This is a genomic window from Mycobacterium paraseoulense (genome assembly GCF_010731655.1).
In the GTDB taxonomy this organism is placed as follows: Bacteria; Actinomycetota; Actinomycetes; order Mycobacteriales; family Mycobacteriaceae; genus Mycobacterium; species Mycobacterium paraseoulense.
This window is the reverse complement of the sequence record NZ_AP022619.1, coordinates 2,743,230-2,763,947: the sequence shown is the minus strand read 5'-3', so window position 1 is coordinate 2,763,947 and position 20,718 is coordinate 2,743,230. Positions and strand designations below refer to the sequence as shown.

Genomic DNA, 20,718 nt, shown 5'->3' with positions numbered 1-20,718 from the left:
TCACGACCCGTTCGACCAACTGGATAGCAGCTCACTTGTCGAGCTCGCGTGACGCGAGTGCGGGGTTTCGGAGCAGGAGTCTTTCCGAAGCCGACCGGTCAGGACGTGTTGTTGTCCCGCGCGTGTCCCCACGCGTTTTCGCAAAACTGTTCCTACGGAAGGCACATTCACGGTGGAAAACCAACTTCTCGCTCCGACCAGAGTCCTGCGCGACTACCTCTCGGATTCCCGGGTCTGGGAGGACTTCCTGGCCCAGGGTGGCTTCGTCGAAAGCGACATCGTCGTCGCGGACCCGTTCAAAGCCGGCACCACCTGGACGCAGCGAATAGTCCAGCAGATTCTGCACAACGGCGAGGAGCCGGAGGGCGGGCTCTCGGACACCTCGCCGTGGCTCGACTCCAGTTGGGGTGACCACGCCGGGATGCTCAAGGTGCTCAAGGAGCAACGCGAGGCCGGAATGCGGCGGGTGATGAAATCGCACCTGCCCGCCGACGCCCTGCCGATCGCTCCCGAGGCCCGTTATGTCTTCGTCGGGCGGAACGGCAAAGACCTCGGCATCAGCTTCCACAACTATCTCTACAACTTCAATCCGAAGACGATGGAGACGATCAACCAGATCCACGCCGAATGGTCTGGCGACCCAACGCCTTTGGTGATCCCCGAGGACATGCAGGAGTTCTTCGACCTCTGGCTGGACACCAACGGCTACCAGTGCTGCGATCTGCTCGACATCATGCAGTCGTGGTGGGCGCTGCGGAACGAGCCGAATGTGCTGTTGCTGCATTACGGGGAACTGAAGCGGGACCTTCGGGGTCAGATCGCCCGGCTCGCGGAATTCTTCTCCATCGACCCGGCGTCGCTGCGAATGGACGTCATCGTCGAGCACTGTTCCTTCGACTACATGAGCGAGCGCGCGGAGAAGATGGCGCCGTTCGGGGGATCGCACATGTCCAGCGCCAAGGCCTTTTTCCACAAGGGGCTCAAGCGCGACCACCGCAACGAGCTGAGGCCGGACCAGGTCGAGCGCTTCGACCGCGTCGCCCTCGAGAAGCTCGGCCCGGAGTGCGCCCACTGGCTGGAAAAGGGCGAAATCCTGTCGGCCGGCTGATTCAGCGCGCAACGACGTCAACGTGTCGCGGGACTACGCCGTAGCGCGGAGTCCCGCGATGCGACGACAAGGCGCAGCGTCTATGGCTGATCAAGGCCCTGTACTCCGAGATCGCCTCCTCATGGAGGGAATCGCCCTGGCATACATCGTGCTGGCGGCGCACTTCGACGGCCGGCACTACCTGCTGTTCCCCGGGTTGGCGGCGCTCTCCTACGACGTGCTGACCCGGCCATCGGGAAAATGGGCCCGTCAGCCGGGGCGGCTCGTTGTCACACCGGTGGCGGGAGCCGTCATCGGCGTCCTGGTCACGCGGGTGCTGCCGTTCGGCGCGCTCGCGATTCTGCTGATCGTCACCTCGTGCCTGGTTCTTCTGGCGCTGCTCAAATCCGCGGTCGCCCCGGGGATCGCCGCCGGGGCGCTGCCGCTTTTCCTGGGGATCAAGAGCTGGCTCTATCCGGCTTCCATTGCGCTGAGCCTGGTCGTCCTCGTGGCGATTCTCGTTCCGTGGCAACGGTATTGCCGGCAGAAATATTCGCAGCGTGACATTGCGACGCCGAGCGTCGACGACGTGCTCGAGTCGCCGGCCACCGGAAACGCTTGGCTCCTGCCATTCTTCGCGTTACTGACGGTGCTGGCGTCGTGCGCCGCGGCGACGGGCTGGCGGCTCGTCCTGTTTCCTCCGCTCATCGTCATCGCCTACGAGATGTTCGCCCACCCCACGGTGTGTCCGTGGGCCGGAAAGCCGCTCGCTCTGCCGGGCGTGTGCGTCCTCAATGCGGTGGCGGGATGGGGCGCGGTCAGCCTGTTCGGCGGTGGCGCCGTCGCGGCGGCCTGCGCGATGGCGTTCGGCATTCTCGCGCTTCGTCTCCTGCGGCTGCGCATGCCGCCCGCGCTCGCGGTGGGACTCCTCCCTCTGGTGATGAATGCGCCCAGCTTCACATACCCGATTTCCGTGGCCATCGGGGCCGGAGCGATGACGCTCGCTTACCAGTTTTACCAACGTTGGGTCACCGGCCATGGCCGCGCTGGCCGGAATGTTCCCAATAACACGAGGAGTTGATAGTGTCGAATTCCCAACTGACGGCGGTCATTTGCGTCCTCTTCGCACTGGTCGGCCTAGCCCAGTTGCTGGGGTATGTGTTCCTCAAGCTCGGTCAGCCGAAAGTCGTCGGGGAAATCCTCGCCGGTATCGTGCTCGGCCCCGCACTGCTCGGCCGGCTGCACTTCGTCGAGCATCTCGTCGGCACCGCCAGGCACAACACCCAGATTCTGAGCTTCGTCTACTGGCTCGGCTTACTGCTGCTGATGTTCGTGTCCGGCGCGGAAGTGCAGCAACTGTTCGGAAAGGGTGAACGGCGGACGGTGAGTTGGCTGGTGATCGTGGGCACCGGCATCCCGTTCCTGCTGGGGCTGGCCTTCGGGCCCCAGCTGATCCGTCCGAGCCTGGCCGGACCGCACGGCAACCGCGTGTCCCTCGTCATCATCCTGGCGGTCGGCGTCGCCGTCACCTCCGTGCCGGTGGTCTCCAAGATCTTCGCCGACCTCAAGATCCTCGACACGCGTTTCGCGCGGCTGATCCTCGGGGTCGCGGTGCTGGAGGACATCGTGTTGTGGTTGGCGCTGGCGATCGCGACTTCGATCGCCGCGAAATCGCACCTGCATCCGTGGCAGATGGGCTTGCACCTGCTGATCACGGTGGCCTATTTCGCGCTCGGCCTCACGGTGGTTCCGCGCATGATCAAGGCCTTCAACACGGCGCGCTGGAACGTTCTCGCACACCACTCGCCCACCGGTTATGCCATCGCGATCCTGCTGGCTTACTGCGCGGTCGCCGGGGCGCTCGATGTCAACCTCGTCTTCGCGGCCTTCCTCGCGGGCTTCGCGCTCGTGGACAACGAACGCGCGATCTTCGAGGACTCGATCGACGCGATCAGCAAAGTCTCGTTCGCCTTCTTCATTCCGGTCTATTTCGCGATCGTGGGTCTGAAGCTGGACCTCGTCCGCGGCGTCTCACTGCCGATGATCGTCATCTTCCTCGTCGGCACCTGCGTGGTGAAGATGCTGTCGGTGGCGCTCGCCGGGCGGTTCGCCGGGTTCCGGGGCCTGGAGTTGATCAACCTCGGGATCACCACCAACGCCCGAGGCGGCCCCGGAATCGTACTCGCCAGTGTCGCTTTCGACGCCGGCATCATCAGCTCGAAGTTCTACACGACGCTGGTGGTCGCGGCCGTGCTCACGTCGCAGTTGGCGGGCGCCTGGCTCGATTACGTTCTGCGTAAAGGCTGGCCGCTGCTGAAAACCGCTGCGCCCGAGGAAGCCTCACCTGTCCCGGCTCAGGAGCCCCCAGCGGCCGAACCCGTCGCCGCCGCGCCCGATGACCGGACCACCCGGGCGTCGTAGGGGCTCAGGCGTCCAACCGGGTGAACAGCTGCCGGCGGTACTGTTCGACGCAGGCGGCCCGCCGGATCTTGCCGCTCGTCGTGGTGGGGATGGAACCCGGGGGCACCAGCACGAGGTCGGCGACATTCAGGCCGTGTGAACTGGAAATCGCCGCGGTCACGTCGTTTTTGACGGTGTCGAGCCGGCGCGAGGCCTCCTCGTCGGAATCGCCGCGCTTCTTCCATTCGATGATGGTCACCAGCTTTTCGGACTCGTCCACCGCGACGGAGATCGCCGCGACCCGGCCGCCGGTGATCTCGTGGACCGTCGACTCGATGTCTTCGGGATAGTGGTTGCGCCCGTAGACGATCAGCAGGTCCTTCATCCGTCCCACGATGAACATCTCACCGTCGGAGACGAAGCCGAGATCACCGGTGCGCAGCCAGGGCGCCTCGGGCGTACCCGGCGACGGGTCGGCCACGACGCCGCCGAAGGTGCGCTCGGTTTCCTCCGGCTTGCGCCAATAGCCGTCGGCCACGTTCTCGCCGTGGACCCAGATCTCGCCGACCGTTCCCGGCGGGCATTCCCTGCCGGTGTCCGGGTCCACGATCCGCACGGTCGGCGACCTCGGCATCCCGTAGCTCAGTAGTGGCGAGCCGGCCTGCGTCGAACACCGATGCGCGGTGCCCTCGGACAGCCGCTCAGGTTCGAAGTGAACGACCTCCGGGGCGCCGCCCTTGGTGCGGCTGGCGACGTAGACGGTCGCCTCGGCCAGGCCGTAGGAGGGACGCATCATGTGATCGCGGAAGTTGTACGGGGCGAACCGTTTACAGAACCGGTCCAGCGTGGCGGGGTGGATGCGCTCGGCGCCGCTGACGATGCCCAGCACGTCGCCCAGGTCGATGCCTTCCAGGTCGGCATCCGACGTCTTTCGGGCGGCCAGCTCGAACGCGAAGTTGGGCGCCGCCGACATCACCGGTCCGCCGTTCGCCATCGCGTGGATCCACCGCGCCGGCCGCTGCAGGAAGGCGACCGGGCTGGTCAGGTCGCCGCGATAGCCGCCCAGGATCGGCGCGATGACGCCGAGCACAAATCCCATGTCGTGATAGAACGGCAGCCACGACACCACGGCCGTGTCGCGCGGCGGCACCCCGTTGGCCTCGGCGAAATAGTCGGCCATCAGCTGCTGGAAGTTCACCTGAAGATTGCGGTGCGAGATCATCACCCCGGCCGGAAGCCGCGTCGAGCCGGACGTGTACTGCAGGTACGCCGTCGCGGGCGCGCCGCCGACCCGGGCGCTGGGCGCGCTCGTGTCGTCCCAATCCAGCGCGTCGACGGCGACCACGGCCGGGAGGGTCGGCGAGCCGGGCTGCGTCAGGTGCTCGGTGATGGTTCCGGCGGCCGCTGACGTGGTGAGGACGACGGTGGGCGTGGTGTCGGCGAGTACGGCGCTCACCCGTTCGTCGTGCGAGCCGGCCGCCGGCACCGACAGCGGCACCGCGATCAACCCGGCCTGCATCGCCCCCAGGAACGCCACGATGTAGGCCAGGCCCTGGGGAGCGAGGATCACGGCGCGGTCCCCGACGGCGCCGTGCCGCCTGACCTCGTGCGCGACGTTCAGGGTCCGCCGGTACAGCTGCGCCCACGTCAGCGCCTCGGTGACGCCCGCCCAATCCTGGTCGTAGTCGGTGTACCGGAACGCCACGTCGTCGGGCTGCAACCCCGCGCGTTCACGCAGCAGGGCGACCACGGACGCATGCGGCATGGCCGTTACGTTACCGCCTTCCCCTCGGGTCCACCCGGCAGTCGCAAGCCGATCGAAAACAGCAGCCGCACCTCGGGATCGGCCAGCGAGGCTGACAACAGCTTCTCGATGCGCCGCACGCGGTAGCGAACCGTGTTGGGGTGCACGTGCAGCGACTGCGCGGCGGCCGCGATGTCGCCGAAGCCGTCCAGATAGACCCGCAGGGTCTCGGCCAGCACCGGCTCCCGGGCGCGCAGCTCGACGATCCGCGGATCGACCAACCGGTCGTCGCGGCCGACCAGCGTGAGGATCTCGTCGAGCAGGACGGTGGTGCGCGCCTCCGCCAGCGAGGTCACCTGCGGGAGCGAAATGGGATGGCGCGCAGCGCTGTCCAGCACGCGGTCCAGCTCGGCGCGCGCCGCGGCGATCCCGGCGAGGCCGGCGATGGGAGCCGCGACGGCGGCCCGCAGCTGCACGCCGAGTTCGGCGCGCATCGCCGCGACGGTGCCGCGGACCCACGAGGTGACCGGGCGGGTCTGCGTCTGGGGCAGCAGCACATAGATCCGCGATCCCCGCGTGCCCACCTGGGCATCGCGTCGAAAGGCGCTCGCGCTCAGCGCCATCACGTCGGCCAATCGCGCCTGGCGGGGCGCGCTGTCGGCCGCGGCGTCCGCGGTGTCCCAGCCGACCAGCGTCGCCTCGCCGTCGGCGGAGAGGCCCAGTTCGCGGGCAACGGCGGCCACGTCGGGCTCGCCGTCTACCAGGCCCAACAGCTGCTGCACCCGCCGCGCGTGTGTGGACGGCCGGGCCGCCAGCCGCGCCATGATGCGCGCGGCCAACACCGCGGCACCGCGCAACATCTGCTCGGCGTCGTCGGCCAGCGGTTGTGCGCCCTGCTGCACCCAGATGGTGCCGGCGAACGCCGGCGGTCGCCGCGCGTCCACCGCGGGCTGGTAGATCCCGACGGCCAGCCGCGGCCGCAGGCCCAACTCGGGACGCTCGGCCACGCGCACCACCTGGTCGCCGGCCCGCAGTGCATCGAAAATGCCCCACTGGCCGATCCATTCCAGATGCTCGGGCGGCCCCGCCCTGCCCAGGATGGAAAGGCGCCGCAGCTCGTCGGCTTCGTCGTTGGAGGCCGAGTACGCCAGCACGTGCGACTGCGCGTTCTCGATGCTGACCATGCCGTGGATGCGATCGGCCAGCGACTGCGCCAGGCCGAACAAGTCGGTGCCCGAGTCCTCGGTCTCGTCGGCGCGGTCCCCGTGATGTTCGAGGACGTGATTGACCAACTGGTAGAGCCGCTCCCAACGGGCCCGCGGCTCGACGGCGACCACCGCGGAGCCGGCCCCGACCGCCGCGCTCACCAAAGCGCTCGACGGCTCCTTGGCGAAGATCGCCACCGGAACGCGCTCGCGGGCCTGCTTGGCCATCCACCGCAGCGCCTCGTCGTCGGCCACCCCCAGCAGGAAGAACACATCGGCCGAGCCCGCGGCCGCCGCGAGGCCGAGCCGCACGTCGTCGCTGTCGATCAGCGCCGCCGAACCCACCGGAAGGTCCAGGCCCCGGGGCGCCTCGACCAGGCTGACCAGGGTCGCGTCCAGCGCCAGCAACAGTTGCCCCAGCCCCACACCGGCCATTGTCCGATCGTACTATCGAAAGGCTGAAGTCCTGTCCGATCGGCTAAGTCGGCGGGCCGGTGTGGCGAGGATCCTGGCAGGATGGACGCGATAACCCAGGTGCCGGTGCCGGCCAACGAGCCGGTCCACGACTACGCGCCGCAATCCCCGGAACGCGACCGGCTACGCGCCGAACTGGCCGCCCTGGCCGATCACCCGATCGAACTTCCCCACGTCATCGGCGGCCGACACCGCATGGGCGACGGTGCGCGCATCGACGTCGTCCAGCCGCACCGGCACGCCGCCACGCTGGGCGTCCTGACCAACGCGGTGCACGCCGACGCCACGGCGGCCATCGACGCCGCCATGGCCGCGAAAGGCACGTGGGCGGCAATGCCTTTCGACGAGCGCGCGGCGGTCTTCCTGCGGGCCGCCGACCTGTTGGCCGGGCCGTGGCGGGAGAAGATCGCCGCCGCGACGATGCTCGGCCAATCCAAGTCGGCCTACCAGGCCGAGATCGACTCGCCCTGCGAGCAGATCGACTTCTGGCGCTTCAACGTGGCGTTTGCCCGCCAGATCCTGGCGCAGCAGCCGATCAGCGGGCCCGGGGAGTGGAATCGCAGCGACTACCGCCCGCTGGACGGATTCGTCTATGCGATCACGCCGTTCAACTTCACCTCCATCGCCGGCAACCTGCCGACCGCGCCGGCGCTGATGGGCAACACCGTCGTGTGGAAGCCCTCGATCACCCAGACGCTGTCGGCCTATCTGACGATGCGGCTGCTCGAGGCCGCGGGGCTACCGTCCGGGGTCATCAACCTCGTCACCGGCGACGGGTTCGCGGTTTCCGACGTGGCGCTGGCCGATCCGCGGCTGGCCGGCATCCATTTCACCGGGTCGACGGCCACCTTTCAACGGCTGTGGCAGCAGGCGGGCGCCAATATCGGCCGTTACCACAGCTATCCGCGGCTGGTCGGCGAGACCGGCGGCAAAGACTTCGTGGTGGCGCACCCGTCCGCCCGGCCGGATGTGCTGCGCACCGCGCTGATCCGCGGCGCGTTCGACTACCAGGGCCAGAAGTGCTCGGCGGCGTCCCGCGCCTTCATCCCGCAGTCGGTGTGGCGGCGCATCGGCGACGACTTCCTGGGCGAGACCGCCGCGCTGCGCTATGGCGATGTCACGGACCTGACCAACTATGGTGGGGCACTGATCGACGAGCGGGCGTTCGCCAAGAACGTCAACGCCATCGAGCGGGCGAAGAGCGCCGCCCACGTCACCATCGCGGTGGGGGGCGAATACGACGACAGCCTCGGCTATTTCGTCCGCCCCACGGTGTTGCTGTCCGACGATCCGGCCGACGAAGCCTTCGCCGTCGAGTATTTCGGTCCGCTGCTGTCGGTGCATGTCTACCCCGACGGCGACTACGAGCGAATCCTCGGCGTGATCGACACCGGCTCGCGCTACGCGCTGACCGGCGCCGTCATCGCCGACGACCGCGACGCGGTGCTGACCGCGCAGGAGCGCCTGCGCTTCGCCGCCGGAAACTTCTACGTCAACGACAAACCCACCGGCGCCGTCGTCGGGCGCCAGCCCTTCGGGGGTTCGCGTGGCTCGGGCACCAACGACAAGGCCGGGTCGGTGCTGAACCTGTTGCGCTGGACCTCGGCCCGCACCATCAAGGAGACGTTCGTCCCGGCGACCCACCACGCGTATCCGCACATGGCGGCCGACTGATGACCGGCGTGTTCGCCAGCACCCTTCGGCCGGCCATCATGGCCGCCAGCCGGCGACCGGGACTGCGCCGGGCCGCCGAGGGCCTGCCGATCACCCGTCGCGTGGTGCACCGCTTCGTGCCGGGTGAGACGATCGACAGCGCACTGGGAAGCGTTGCGGCGCTTCGTGATTCGGGTCGGTGTGTCAGCCTCGACTACCTCGGTGAAGACGTGACCGACGCCGACGCCGCCGACGCGGCGGTTACGGTGTACCTCGACCTGATCGACCGCCTGGCCGGGCTTGGGGATCGCGCCGCCGCCCGTCCGCTCGAGGTGTCGCTGAAGTTGTCGGCCCTGGGGCAGTCGCTCGGTCGCGACGGCGAGCGGATCGCCCGGGAGAACGCCTTGACGATCTGCGAAGCGGCCCGGCGGGCCGGCGTGTGGGTGACCGTGGACGCCGAAAACCACACGACGACGGACTCGACGCTGACGATCGTGCGCGATCTGCGGCACGACTTTCCCTGGCTGGGTGTGGCATTGCAGGCTTACCTGCGACGTACGCTGGACGATTGCCGGGAATTCGCGGCGACCGGCGCGCGGATCCGGTTGTGCAAGGGTGCCTACGACGAACCGGCGGCGGTGGCCTACCGCGACCCCGCCGCCGTCACCGATGCCTACCTGCGCTGCCTGCGGGTGTTGATGGCCGGCTCGGGGTATCCGATGGTGGCCTCCCACGACCCGGAGGTCATCGGCAAGGTACCCGCCCTGGCGCGCGAAGCCGGACGGGCCGCAACCGATTTCGAGTACCAGATGCTGTACGGCATCCGCGATGACGAGCAGCGGCGGCTGGCCGCATCCGGCAACCGGGTCCGCGTCTACGTGCCCTTCGGCACCCAGTGGTACGGCTACTTCATGCGCCGGCTGGCCGAGCGGCCCGCCAACCTGACGTTCTTCCTGCGGGCGCTGGCGCAGCGCGGTCACTGAGTGTGCGGTCACGGCTTTGCGTGTGAGCCCACGGCGGGAATTTCACCGGAATCCCGCCCTGAACGCACACTCAAAGCCCACGATGCACACTCGACGGCAGAAGGTCCTCAGCGGCAAGCGCCGCCTAGCCGCGCCTGGGCCGAGCGCGCTCGCTGGCGAACCCCCGCACCGCGAACGCGCGCACGAACTCGGCCACCGCCTTGGGATCGTCCATGTCCAGCGTCGAGGACGGCGTGCTGAAGAGTGAGAACAGGATGCGCGCAAACCATTCACCGGCGGCTTCGACGTCGAGATCCTTGCGCACCTCCCCGGTGAGCTTCGCGGCCGACAGGTGGGGCGCGAAGAAGTCGACGCACTCGCGCAGCAACACGGCGGCATCCTTGGTCAGCAGCAGGCTGATCGCATCCTCGTCGAAGTACTTCTCCGACGCGATGGACCGCCGGGCCTGGGTCACGAAAACGGCGGCCTGGCTCAGCTTTTCCTCGAGCGATCCGCCCCGGCCCATGGCCGTGGACATCTCCCGATAGAACCGTTCGGAAGCGTGCTCGGCGCACGCCTCGATGATGGCCGCCTTGTCGGCAAAGTACTCGTAGATGGTGCTGCGGGAAACACCGGCCGTCCGGGCGATGTCGACGATCGTCGCCCTCTGCAGTCCCTGCTTGCGAAAGCAGGCGTACGCGGACTCCACGATCAGCTCGCGGGTGTCGATGGTCTGGGCCGCTTGAGTCATCACGGCACCAACGCACCCCGGGGCACCAGCCCCGCATCGGCCGAGGCGGAGGCGGCGTTCACGTCGGCCAGGTGGAAGGGGTCGGGCATCGGACGGTCGAACGGAAAGCTGGTGCGCTGCAGGAACGTCAGGCCGATCGCCAGCGTCACCGGATCGTAGAGCATGACGCCGCGCACGGATTTGTTGCCGTAGACCAGCGCGCTCGGATCCAGTTCGAACGTCCGCCCCACTCTCACGTTGCCGACCTCGGGCAGCGTGCCGCCGCGGGCGGTCAGCAGGGCGAGCTTCGGCATGGTGATGCCCCCTTCAGTCGGCGGGCGCCAGGATGAGCCCGCTGGTGGGTACCCCGGTGCCCGAGGTGACCAACACGTGTTCGACGTTGTCGACCTGGTTGTAGGACGTGCCGCGCACCTGGCGCACCCCCTCGGTGATGCCGTTCATGCCGTGGATGTAGGCCTCGCCGAGCAGGCCGCCGTTGGTGTTGATCGGCAGCTCCCCACCCAGCGACAGCCGCTCGATGGTGGCGAAGTCCTTGGCCTCGCCGCGCCCGCAGAACCCGAGCTCTTCGAGCTGGGTGAACACGAACGGCGTGAAATGGTCGTAGATGAAGGCGGTTTGGATGTCTTGCGGCTTGAGACCGGAGTCGCGCCACAGCCTGCTGGCGACCACGCCCATCTCCGGCAGGCCGGTGATGTCGTCGCGGTAGTAGCTGGTCATCATCTCGCCGTTGGCGGCCGCGCCCTGGGCGGCCGCGGTGATGATCGCCGGCGGCTGGCGCAGGTCGCGCGCGCGCTCCGCGCTGGTGACCACGAGCGCGACCCCGCCGTCGCTTTCCTGACAGCAATCCAGCAGGCGCAGCACCGGTTCGACGATCCAGCGCGAGTTTTGGTGGTCCTCCAGCGTGATCGGGCGTTGGTAGAACCACGCGTCGGGATTACGCGCCGCGTGCGCGCGGTCCACGACGGCGATGCGGCCGAAGTCCTCGTTGGTGACCCCGTACGTCGACATGTAGCGCTGCGCGTGCATCGCGACCCACGCCGCGGGGGTGAGCAAGCCGAACGGTGAGTAATGCGCCAAGAACAACGGTGTTTCCGCCATGCTGCGCCCGCTGCCGCCGAACCGAAAACCGGAGCGTTCGTTGAAGGCCCGCCAGCACACCACCACGTCGGCGACACCCGTCGCGACGGCCATCGCGGCGTGCACGACGGTTCCGGCGGCCGCGCCCCCGCCGTGGTGCACGCGGGAGAAGAAGCTCAGATCGCCGATGCCCACATTGCGCGCGATGTCGATCTCGTCGCTGGCATCCATGGTGAAGGTGACCATGCCGTCGACGTCGCCGGGTGCCAGGCCGGCGTCGTCCAGCGCGGCGCTCACCGCCTCGCATGCCAATTGCAATTCGCTGCGGCCGGATTCCTTGGAGAACTCGGTCTGGCCGATCCCGGCGATGGCCGCGGCGCCGGGCAACGAGCTGCTCACGCTTGGCTCGTTTCGGACGCCCCGTCGAGCAGGCTGAGGATCGCGGTGCCCGAGACGTGATCGCCCAGGCTGTTGGAGCCCTTGAACGTCACCTCGACGAAGTTCTCACCCGCGGTGCCTTCGCTCTTCCCGGTGACGCTGCCGGTGAAGCGCAGCGGATCGTCCGGAAAGCACGGCACGCCGAGGCGGATCGACAGCTTCTTGACCATCGCCTCGGGCCCGGCCCAGTCGGTGAGGAATCGCACGCAGTAGCCGTTGGTGGTGAGGATGTTCATGAACAGATTGGGTGAGCCCTGCTTGTTGGCGTAGTCCCGGTCGTGGTGCACGGGCATGAAATCGCGGGTGGCGATCGCGCCGGCGACGATCATCGTTGTGGTGATCGGGATCTCGAGCGGGGTCACGTCGTCGCCGACGGAGATGTCGGCCCAGCGCAGGGTGGTGGTGCGGCTCGCGATGGTCGTCATTCCTGTCCTTCCGAATACGTTGCGCCGAGCTGGGCCAGCTGCGCCGCAGCCGGGCCGAGCGTGAGCTCGTTGTGCTTGGCCCACAAGAAGTAGCGGTGCAGCGGATAGGTGATGTCGATGCCGATCCCGCCGTGGACGTGCTGGGCGGTGGCGGCGACCCGGGCGCCGGCCTCGGCGGCCCAGAACTTCGCGATGCGGGCGGCGCGCTCGGCCGGGCGCCCGTGCGCGAGCAGCCACGCTGCGTGCCACGTGGTCCACCGGATCGCCTCGACGTCGATGAACGCGTCGGCCATGCGCTGCTGCACGGCCTGAAAGCTGCCGATGGGCCTGCCGAATTGTTCGCGGCCCGTGGTGTATTCGGCGGCGATCCGCAGTGCGCGCTCCACGACGCCGAGCTGAACCGCGCACAGGGCGACCAGCGCGCGGGTATACAGCGAGTCGATCAGCTCTGCCCCGACGATCAGGTCGGCGTCGGATACCGTTGCGCCGTCGAGGTATACGTCGGCGTGTGGTTCGTGGTTGGTAGTCGGCGCGGGCCGGATCTCGATGCCGCGGGCGTCGGCCGCCACCAGGAACAGGCCGGCCTGCCCGTCGTCCATCGACGCCGGGATCAGCACCGTGTCGGCGAGCTGGGCGGCCGGAACCAGCTCCTTGGCGCCGTCGAGCCGCCAGCAGCCGCCGTCGCGCCGTGCGGTGGTGGCGGGAGCCGTCGCATCGGAGCGGCCCGGCTCGGCCAAGCCCGCGGTCAATATGCGGTTTCCGGCGACTAGCCCCGGCAGAAAGCGCTGCCGCTGTTCATCATTGCCGTGCCGCGCGATCGGGTCGGCTCCCAGGGCCAGTGTCGCGTACACCGGCACCGGTGCGACCGCCCAGCCCACCTCGGCAAGTAACACCCCGAGCTCGACGAAGCCGCCGCCGTTACCGCCCACCGACTCCGGCAGCGCGGTGCCCAGCAGGTCGACTGCCGCCAGCTCTTTCCACAGCGCGTCGTCGAAGCGAACGTCGCCGGCCTCCAACTCGGTCAGGCGCTCCGGCGTGGCGCGGCGCTCGAGGACCTCGCGGGCGAGCTTGGAGATGGTCTCCTGCTCTTCGCTGAAACTGAAGTCCATGAGCCCCTCCTAGCCCGCCGGCCGGAACTGATGCAGCACCAGGTCGTTATCGAAACCCTGGTAGTACACCTCGACCGGCATTCCGGTGGTCACGTCGGCCGGGTCGATGCCGGTCAGGTTGGACACCAGCCGCACGCCCTCGTCCAGTTCCACCAGCACGACCACGTAGGGATACTTGAAGAACGGAAACTTCGGCTCGTGCGGCATCACGTAGCTGTAGACGGTGCCGCGGCCCGATGACTCGACGGTGTCCCAGTCCAGGGAGCGGCAGTGGGGGCACATCGGGCGGGGCGGGTGGCGCAGCCGCCCGCATCGGCCGCAGCGCTGGATCAGGAGCTTGTTGTCCCGCAACCCGTTCCAGAAAAACTCGGTGTCCTTGGTGATGGCGGGCGCCAGCCGGGTCGCCATCAGCGCTCCGGCCTGAATCGCAGCACCCGGAATCGCTGTCTTCCCAGGACCTCCCCGTTCTGGTCGGTGTAGGTCGTCAGCCAGGTCAGGAAGAAGCCGGTGCCCAGCGCCGTCTTCTTTTCCTCGGAGACCGATTCATACACGGTCGTCGCGCTGATGACGTCGCCCAGTCGTGGGTAGCGCTCGATCTCGAACTCGGAGTTGGTCGCCACTGTGCTGGTGTAGCCGGCCTCGTCGAGGAATGCCGTTGGATTGCTTTTGATTTCGATGGGAGCGCCACCGCGCTCGCCGATGCCTTCCAGGATCGGCGACGGCATGGTCCAGGTCTGCAGCATCACCGGCGGCGACACGATGCCGCCGAACCGCGACTTCTCCGCGAACTCCGGGTCGAGGTAGACGGGGTTCATGTCGGCCATCGCGTACGCCCAGTGCCGGATCATCGGCTGGTTGACCGGATCCGGGGCCAGCGAGGGCTTTCCGGTGCCGCCGGTCGGGTGACCGACGAGGGCGCGCACCTTGGCGCTGACGGTTTCTGAGTCGGTCACTTTACGGCTGTCCTCCTATTTTGCGGTGGCGCGAAGGTCGCGGGGAGCCCGTGGCATGCCCAATCCGGCCATGGCGATGATGTCACGCTGAATCTCGTTGGCGCCGCCGCCGAACGTGTTGATGACCGCCTGGCGGTACGCGGTCTCCAGCGCGCCGCGCAGGGGCGCGTCGGCACCGCGGCGCACGCCGTTGCCGTCGAGCACCTCGAGCAGTTGGCGGGCGACCTGCTGGGTCAGCTCGGTGCCGAAGACCTTGGCCGCCGAGGCTTCCCCCATGCTGAGCACGCCCTTGGTCATCGCGGCGTTGACCCGCAGGTTGACCAGTTTGTAGGCGGCGACCTGAGCCTCGACCCGGGCCAGCGCCAGCTGCACCCACGGCTGGTCGATGACGCGGCCGCCGTCCAGTTCGGCGGCGGTGGCCCACTGCAGCGTGCGCTCGAACAGCGGTTCCAGCGCGCCGAGGTTGCCGAGGGCGGCCCGCTCGAAGTTCAGCTGGGTGGTGATCAGCTGCCAGCCCTGGTTCTCACCGCCCACCAGCGCGCTGGCCGGGACCCGCACGTTGTCATAGAACGTGTAGAAGGTGGAGATGCCCGGCATCGTGCGCAGCGGCTGCCAGGAGAACCCGGGCGACGAAGTGGGCACGATGAGGATCGAAATGCCCTTGTGCTTCTTGGCATTCGGATCGGTGCGGGCGGCCAGCCAGACGTAATCGGCGTATGCCGCGCCGCTGGTGAACATCTTCTGCCCGTTGATCACGTACTCGTCACCGTCCCGGACCGCCGTCGTCCGCACCGACGCCAGATCGCTTCCCGCCCCGGGCTCGGAGTACCCGATCGCGAACTCGACGCTGCCGTCCAAAATCGCCGGCAGGAACTTCTGCTTTTGTTCCTCGGTGCCGCACTGCATCAGCGTCGGACCGACCGTGTTGAGCGTCACCAGCGGGACCGGGGCGTTGACGCGCCGCGCCTCCTCGGAGAAGATGAACTGCTCGATCGCCGAGAACCCGCGTCCCCCATACTCTTTGGGCCAGCCGACGCCGAGCAGGTTTGCGGCGGCCAAAGCCCGCACACATTCCCGCACGGCCGGCCCGCCCTCGATGTTCTCACCGATCGCGGCGACACGCTCCGGCGTCATCACCTGTTCCAGTGTCGCGCGGATCTCGGCGCGCAGCCGCTCCTGCTCCGGCGAGTACTCCAGATCCATCAGGCCCCCAGCCGCACCGGCATGCGCTTGACCCCGGGCACCATGGTGGCGCGCATCCGGTCCACCGTACCCGTCAGCTCGAGCTTGGGGAAGCGACGCAGCAGCTCGTCGAACATCACGCATGCCTCCAGCCGCGCCAATTGTGCACCGACGCAGGAATGTTCACCGCAACCGAATGCGATGTGCGGGTTGGGGTGCCGGGTCACCTTGAACTCCTCGGAGTCGGCACCGAAGATCTCCTCGTCCCGGTTGGCCGATCCGTAGAGCATCACCACGACGTCGCCCTCGGCGATCCGCTGACCGCGGATCTCCACGTCGGTCGTCGCGGTGCGCGCCATGTGGACGACGGGGCTGGTCCACCGCAGCATTTCCTCGACGGCCCCCGGGATCAGCGCGGGGTCGTCGACCAGCAGGCGGCATTGGGCGGGATGCGCGATCAGCGCCAGCGTGCCCAGCGCGATCAGGTTGCGGGTGGTTTCGTTGCCGGCCACCAGCAGCAGATAGGCGAAATTGAGCAGGTCCTCGTCGGTCAGCCGGACACCGTCGATCTCCGCGCCCGCCAGTACCGACAACAAGTCGTCGCGCGGGTCCACGCGCCTGGCGGCGATCAACTTCTGGAAATACTCGTAGAGCTGCCCCATGGCGACCAACGGGTCGAGTTCGATTTCGGGATCGGCTGTTCCGGTGGCCGCGTCCGACCACGCGCGAAACTGCTCCCAGTCGTCCGGCGGGGCGCCGATGAGCTCGGCGATCATCCGGGTCGGCAGGGGAGCGGCGATCTCATCGGCGAACTCGTGCACGGAATCGGGTTGGACGCCGTCGAGGATGCCCCGCACGATCTCGCGGATCTTCGGCTCGAGGACCGCCACCCTCCGCCGGGTGAAGCCGGAGTTGATCAGCTTGCGCAGCTGCCGGTGTCGCGGCGGGTCGGTGAAGATGAGATTGCCCTCCTGCACCGCGTTCCCCATGTGCGGGTCGGGAATGGTGATGCCCCGGGTCGAGGTGAACGTGGCCGGGTTGGTCGAGACGAAACGGATGTCCTCGTACTTCAACAGCGCCCAAAAGTTGGTGACCTCGTTCCAGCACACCGGCGCCGTCGCGCGCAGCTCCCGGTACGCCGGGTACGGATCGCCCGCATAGAAGTCGGGGGAGTGCAACAGAGAAGCGGGCAAACTGGTCCGCACGGCGGCCTCCCGGAACTGGCGATCCGACACATCGACGCAATGTGTCTTGCGGCCTTGTGTCTACTCCGCGTCGCTATCTCTGTCAATACCGCTGGAAACGCGGCAACAGCGGGCAATTCGCCGGGCTGATGATTGACGCAACGGAAGCATGGGTGTACACCAAGTGGTTAGATGACCGACGTTCGGGTGAGGAAGCGCATGACCGAGCTGCAAAGTCCGCGATCTCTTGTCGACACCTATCAGCTCTACATCGATGGCAGATGGGTAGAGCCGGAGGACGGTCGCTACGACGACACCAACCCCGCCACCGAGCAATCCATCGGCACCGCGCCCGACGCGAGTGTCGCCCAGGTCGGCGCGGCGATCGACGCCGCGCGCCGGGCTTTCGACGCCGGGCCATGGGGCCGCATGGGTCCCGACGAGCGGGCCGGCTGCCTCAACCAGCTCGGTGAGGCCCTGCTCAAGCACGCCGACGAGATCTTCGCGCTGTCACAGGTCGAATGGGGTTGCGTCGCCAACGAGCGCATGATGCAGATCGACGGCGCCGGCTACATGTCGATGCATGCCGCCCAGCTCGCCACCAAGCTGATCGACGAGCCGGTCACCGGGATCGGTGCCGGAACGACGTTGCTGCGCCGCGAGCCGCTCGGTGTGGTATCGGTCCTGACGCCGTGGAACTTCCCGCACTGCCTCAACGTCATGAAGGTGAACAACGCGCTGGCCGCGGGCAACACCGTCGTGCTCAAGCCCTCACCGCTGACGCCGCTGGCCGGGCTCGCCCTCGCGCGCATCATCGACGAGGAGACCGACATCCCGCCGGGCGTGGTCAACGTCGTCACGCCTTCGGGCCTCGAGGCCGCCAAACTGCTCACGACGGATCCGCGCGTCGACATGATCAGCTTCACCGGCAGCTCCGCCGTCGGGTGTGAGGTCATGCGGGCCGCGGGCGACGCCATGACGCGGCTGTTGCTGGAGTGCGGCGGGAAGTCGGCAAGCATCATCCTCGACGACACGCAGGTGACCGACGAAATGCTGCAGCAGATGCTGTTCGATTGCTGCTCGTTGCACGCCGGGCAGGCCTGCATCCTGCACAGCCGGCTGCTGCTCCCCGATTCGTTGCACGACGACGTCGTCGACCGGCTCGTCGCGCTGGCCCGCGACGTCAAGGTCGGCGACCCCACGGACCCGACGGTGCACATGGGCCCGCTCATCAGCGCGGCGCAACGCGACCGCGTGCAGGCGCACGTCGACGGCGCGGTCCGCGACGGCGCGACGCTGGCAACCGGCGGCGGCCGCCCGGCCGGCTTGGACGTCGGCTACTACTTCGAGCCGACGATTCTTACCGGCGTGCAACCGGATTCGACGATCGCACAGGAGGAAGTGTTCGGGCCGGTGCTTTCGGTGCTGCGCTATCGCGACGACGAGGACGCCGTGACGATCGCGAACAACTCGTGCTACGGGCTCTCCGGCGCCGTGTGGGGCAATGACGTGGACCGGGCCGTGGCGATCGCCCGGCGGATGCGCACGGGTCAGGTCGCCGTCAACGGCGTCGGACCGGGCGACGCGCCGTTCGGCGGCTTCAAGCTGAGCGGCTTCGGCCGGGAGAGCGGCGGGATCAGTGGACTGCACCAGTACATGGAGGTGAAGGCCATCGGGATCCCGGCATGACGGGACCCCTCACCGGGCTCCACGTCGTCGAACTCGCCAAAGAGATCTCAGGTTCTTACGCGGCAAAGCTTTTCGTCGACCTCGGCGCCGAGGTCACCAAGATCGAGCCGCCCGCCGGAGATCCCCTGCGCCGGTGGGGCCCGTTTCCCGGCGGAGTTCCCGACCCCGAGCGCTCCGGCCTGTTCCACTACCTCAATGCCGGGAAGCGCGGCGCGGCACTCAACCTGGCGCAGTCGGACGACGTGGCGGCCGCCCACGAGCTCATCGCGGCGGCGCACGTGCTCATCGAGGACTTCGCGCCCGGAACGCTGGACCGCTGGACGCTGGGCCCGGGCGACTTGGGGCGGCTGAACCCAGACCTGGTGCTGCTGCGCATCTCTGCGTTCGGCCAGTCCGGGCCCTGGCGCCGGCGCCCCGCCACGCCCCTGACCGCGCAGGCGGCGTCGGGCTGGATCAGCGCTCGGGATCCGGACCGCCCGCCGGTACAGGTCGGCGCCCGCATCTCCGAATACGTCGCCGGTGCTTACGGCGCGCTTGGCGTGCTGACCGCGCTGCGGATGCCACCGGCCGACCGGGTCCGAGAGGTCGACGTCGCCCAGGTGGAGGCGCTGCTGTCGACGCTGCCGTATCCGATGCTGATGGCCCAGCGCATGCGAAGTCTTGGCCTGCCCGCGAACCTGCGCTCGGCCCCCATGCTCGGCGTCGTCCGGGCCGCCGACGGCTGGGTGGGCATCAACTGCCTGACCGGCCAGCACTGGCTCGACGTCTGCGCGATGCTGGGGCTCCCCGAGTACGGCGAGCATCAGATCGCGATCATGATGGGCGGCCCGGAGCGCGACGAGTTCTTCGGCAAGGCAGAGCCATTGCTTGCCCGGCAGACGGTCGCCGAGATCGTGGAACTGGCTCAGGCGCTGCGCATTCCGGCCGCCCCGGTCAACGACGGGGCCACCGTGCTCGGCTGCCCACAGTACGCCGAGCGCGGGTTCTTCGTACCATCCGGCGGGCCCGGTTGGTCGTTCCGGCGGCCCGGGCCGGCGTTCCGATTCTCGAAAACGCCTGTGGCACAACCAGGCCCGGCGCCCCACCATGGGGTCGGCACGCGCCCCGATCCGTGGAATACCGTGGCGCGCTCGCTTAACACGGCCGAGGGACCGCTGCCGTTCTCCGGCCTGAAGGTCCTCGACCTGACCACATTCTGGGCCGGCGCCTACCTGACCTGCTACCTCGGCGCGTTCGGCGCCGACATCGTGAAGATCGAATCGATCCAGCGGCCGGACGGGCATCGCTACTCGGGCGCCTTCGCCTACGAGGGCGACGACTGGTACGAACGCAGCCCGATCTGGCAGGGAACCAACCTCAACAAGCGCGACCTCACCCTCGATTTGACGTCGCCGCGGGGCCTCGACATCGCCCGGCGGCTGGCCGCCGACGCCGACGTGGTCGTGGAAAACTTCTCGCCCCGGGTGGTCGAGCAGTTCGGCCTGGACTACGACGCGTTGGCATCGCTCAACCCCGACGTGATCGCCGTGCGGATGCCCGGATACGGCCTGCAGGGGCCGTGGCGCGACTACGTCGGGTGGGCGCTGAATTTCGAGCAGACCTCGGGAATGTCGGCGGCAACCGGCTACCCCGACGGTCCGCCATGCAACCCGCAGGGCCCCGCCGATCCGATCGTCGGCGTGCACGCGGCGGTGGCGCTGCTGGCCGCCCTCGAGCACCGACACCGAACGGGGGAGGGCCAGCTGATCGAGATCGCGCAGATCGAGGTCGCCGCCTGCGTGGCCGCCGAGCCGGTGATCGAGTATTCGATGACCGGCGTCGTGCCCCCGCGCCGGGGCAACCGGCAGCGCGGCTACCTACAAGGTGTCTACCCGACCGCCGACGACGGATGGGTCGCGTTGTCGCTGCCCGACGACGGGCAGCTTGACCATGACGTGTTCGACGAGCTGGTCACCGCGTGGACCCGCACTCAGACCGCCGAGTCGGTCGTGAAAACCGTTCAGATACAGGGCATCCCGGCCGAGCGGGTGATTACCGGCGACCGGATGTACGATCACGACCTGATCGGGGGCCAGCTCGACGCGCGCGGTTACTACGAGGAGTTCGTGCACCCGATCACCGGCCCGTCCCGCTATCCCGGCTGGCCGTTTCGCATCACGCCCGGGCCGGCCCGCCATCACCGCGCCGCCCCGCCGACGCTGGGCCAGCACAACGACGAAGTCCTGGCCGGTCTGGGCTTCTCCGCCGGCGAGGTCGCAAGCCTGCGGGCCGAACGGATCATCGGGGAGCGCCCGCTCAACGCCTGAGCGGGACGGCCAGTCGTTCGTGGCGCATGCGAGGCGGCTGATGTGGTGCTCGAGATCGCCGGCTATGCCCTTGGGTACT

18 protein-coding genes are annotated in these 20,718 nt (G+C 68.3%); 7 read left to right on the top strand and 11 right to left on the bottom strand.

Translation table 11 applies throughout. The annotated features are described in order from the left end of the window. The first annotated feature begins 172 nt into the window (after positions 1-172). The 3 genes from G6N51_RS12650 (at position 173) to G6N51_RS12640 (ending at position 3,508) form a co-directional block, all read left to right on the top strand. Complete coding sequence (locus G6N51_RS12650) at positions 173-1,108, top strand: sulfotransferase domain-containing protein (RefSeq protein WP_083172961.1); 936 nt, start codon at positions 173-175, stop codon at positions 1,106-1,108. 82 nt (positions 1,109-1,190) lie between these two features. Next, entirely contained in the window at positions 1,191-2,168 is a 978-nt protein-coding gene (locus tag G6N51_RS12645) for a hypothetical protein (RefSeq protein ID WP_083172962.1), read from the top strand. A gap of 2 nt (positions 2,169-2,170) precedes the next feature. Beyond that, a complete protein-coding gene (locus tag G6N51_RS12640) occupies positions 2,171-3,508 on the top strand; it encodes a cation:proton antiporter (protein ID WP_083172963.1) in 1,338 nt (445 codons plus the stop codon). Positions 3,509-3,512: 4 nt separating this feature from the next. Here the strand turns inward: G6N51_RS12640 and fadD21 are convergent, their stop codons facing one another. Both fadD21 and G6N51_RS12630 read right to left on the bottom strand, forming a co-directional pair. Continuing rightward, positions 3,513-5,252, bottom strand: coding sequence for a fatty-acid--AMP ligase FAAL21/FadD21 (gene fadD21 / locus G6N51_RS12635; RefSeq protein ID WP_083172964.1), 1,740 nt, complete (start codon positions 5,250-5,252; stop codon positions 3,513-3,515). A 5-nt stretch (positions 5,253-5,257) separates the two neighbouring features. Beyond that, a complete protein-coding gene (locus G6N51_RS12630) occupies positions 5,258-6,871 on the bottom strand; it encodes a PucR family transcriptional regulator (RefSeq protein WP_083172965.1) in 1,614 nt (537 codons plus the stop codon). A gap of 81 nt (positions 6,872-6,952) precedes the next feature. On the opposite strand from G6N51_RS12630, the gene pruA reads away from it, so the two are divergent. Together pruA and G6N51_RS12620 are read left to right on the top strand one after the other, a co-directional pair. After that, positions 6,953-8,584, top strand: a complete 1,632-nt coding sequence (pruA, locus tag G6N51_RS12625) for an L-glutamate gamma-semialdehyde dehydrogenase (RefSeq protein ID WP_083172966.1) — start codon at positions 6,953-6,955, stop codon at positions 8,582-8,584. Continuing rightward, positions 8,584-9,546 (top strand): proline dehydrogenase family protein, encoded by a 963-nt coding sequence (locus tag G6N51_RS12620; RefSeq protein ID WP_083172967.1) that lies wholly within the window; start codon positions 8,584-8,586, stop codon positions 9,544-9,546. The genes pruA and G6N51_RS12620 overlap by 1 nt, the downstream gene beginning before the upstream one ends. Positions 9,547-9,670: 124 nt before the next feature. Here G6N51_RS12620 and G6N51_RS12615 read toward each other — a convergent pair whose 3' ends face one another. The 9 genes from G6N51_RS12615 to G6N51_RS12575 are packed head-to-tail and all read right to left on the bottom strand — an operon-like array spanning position 9,671 to position 16,638. Then, positions 9,671-10,276, bottom strand: coding sequence for a TetR/AcrR family transcriptional regulator (locus G6N51_RS12615; protein WP_083173015.1), 606 nt, complete (start codon positions 10,274-10,276; stop codon positions 9,671-9,673). Then, positions 10,276-10,569 carry an MDR/zinc-dependent alcohol dehydrogenase-like family protein gene (locus G6N51_RS12610; protein WP_232078365.1) on the bottom strand — a complete coding sequence of 98 codons (294 nt, stop codon included), beginning with the start codon at positions 10,567-10,569 and terminating at the stop codon, positions 10,276-10,278. Before G6N51_RS12610 ends, G6N51_RS12615 begins: the two co-directional genes overlap by 1 nt. Before the next feature lie 13 nt (positions 10,570-10,582). Further along, entirely contained in the window at positions 10,583-11,752 is a 1,170-nt protein-coding gene (locus tag G6N51_RS12605) for a lipid-transfer protein (RefSeq protein WP_083172968.1), read from the bottom strand. Continuing rightward, the gene (locus G6N51_RS12600; protein ID WP_083172969.1) at positions 11,749-12,216 is read right to left on the bottom strand and encodes a MaoC family dehydratase; all 468 of its coding nucleotides are present in this window, start codon (positions 12,214-12,216) and stop codon (positions 11,749-11,751) included. The genes G6N51_RS12605 and G6N51_RS12600 overlap by 4 nt, the downstream gene beginning before the upstream one ends. Continuing rightward, positions 12,213-13,325 carry an acyl-CoA dehydrogenase family protein gene (locus G6N51_RS12595; RefSeq protein WP_083172970.1) on the bottom strand — a complete coding sequence of 371 codons (1,113 nt, stop codon included), beginning with the start codon at positions 13,323-13,325 and terminating at the stop codon, positions 12,213-12,215. Before G6N51_RS12595 ends, G6N51_RS12600 begins: the two co-directional genes overlap by 4 nt. Positions 13,326-13,334: 9 nt before the next feature. After that, positions 13,335-13,733: a Zn-ribbon domain-containing OB-fold protein gene (locus G6N51_RS12590; protein WP_083172971.1), complete on the bottom strand. Its 399-nt coding sequence runs from the start codon at positions 13,731-13,733 to the stop codon at positions 13,335-13,337. Then, a complete protein-coding gene (locus G6N51_RS12585; protein ID WP_083172972.1) occupies positions 13,733-14,278 on the bottom strand; it encodes an FAS1-like dehydratase domain-containing protein in 546 nt (181 codons plus the stop codon). The genes G6N51_RS12590 and G6N51_RS12585 overlap by 1 nt, the downstream gene beginning before the upstream one ends. A gap of 15 nt (positions 14,279-14,293) precedes the next feature. Continuing rightward, on the bottom strand, positions 14,294-15,481 hold the full coding sequence (locus G6N51_RS12580; protein ID WP_083172973.1) for an acyl-CoA dehydrogenase family protein: 1,188 nt from the start codon (positions 15,479-15,481) through the stop codon (positions 14,294-14,296). Then, entirely contained in the window at positions 15,481-16,638 is a 1,158-nt protein-coding gene (locus G6N51_RS12575; RefSeq protein WP_174814383.1) for a cytochrome P450, read from the bottom strand. Before G6N51_RS12575 ends, G6N51_RS12580 begins: the two co-directional genes overlap by 1 nt. A gap of 225 nt (positions 16,639-16,863) precedes the next feature. Here G6N51_RS12575 and G6N51_RS12570 point away from each other — a divergent pair, with 225 nt between their 5' ends. Both G6N51_RS12570 and G6N51_RS12565 read left to right on the top strand, forming a co-directional pair. Further along, on the top strand, positions 16,864-18,333 hold the full coding sequence (locus tag G6N51_RS12570) for an aldehyde dehydrogenase family protein (protein ID WP_083173017.1): 1,470 nt from the start codon (positions 16,864-16,866) through the stop codon (positions 18,331-18,333). Continuing rightward, entirely contained in the window at positions 18,330-20,639 is a 2,310-nt protein-coding gene (locus G6N51_RS12565; protein WP_083172974.1) for a CaiB/BaiF CoA transferase family protein, read from the top strand. Before G6N51_RS12570 ends, G6N51_RS12565 begins: the two co-directional genes overlap by 4 nt. The last annotated feature ends 79 nt before the right edge of the window (positions 20,640-20,718 follow it).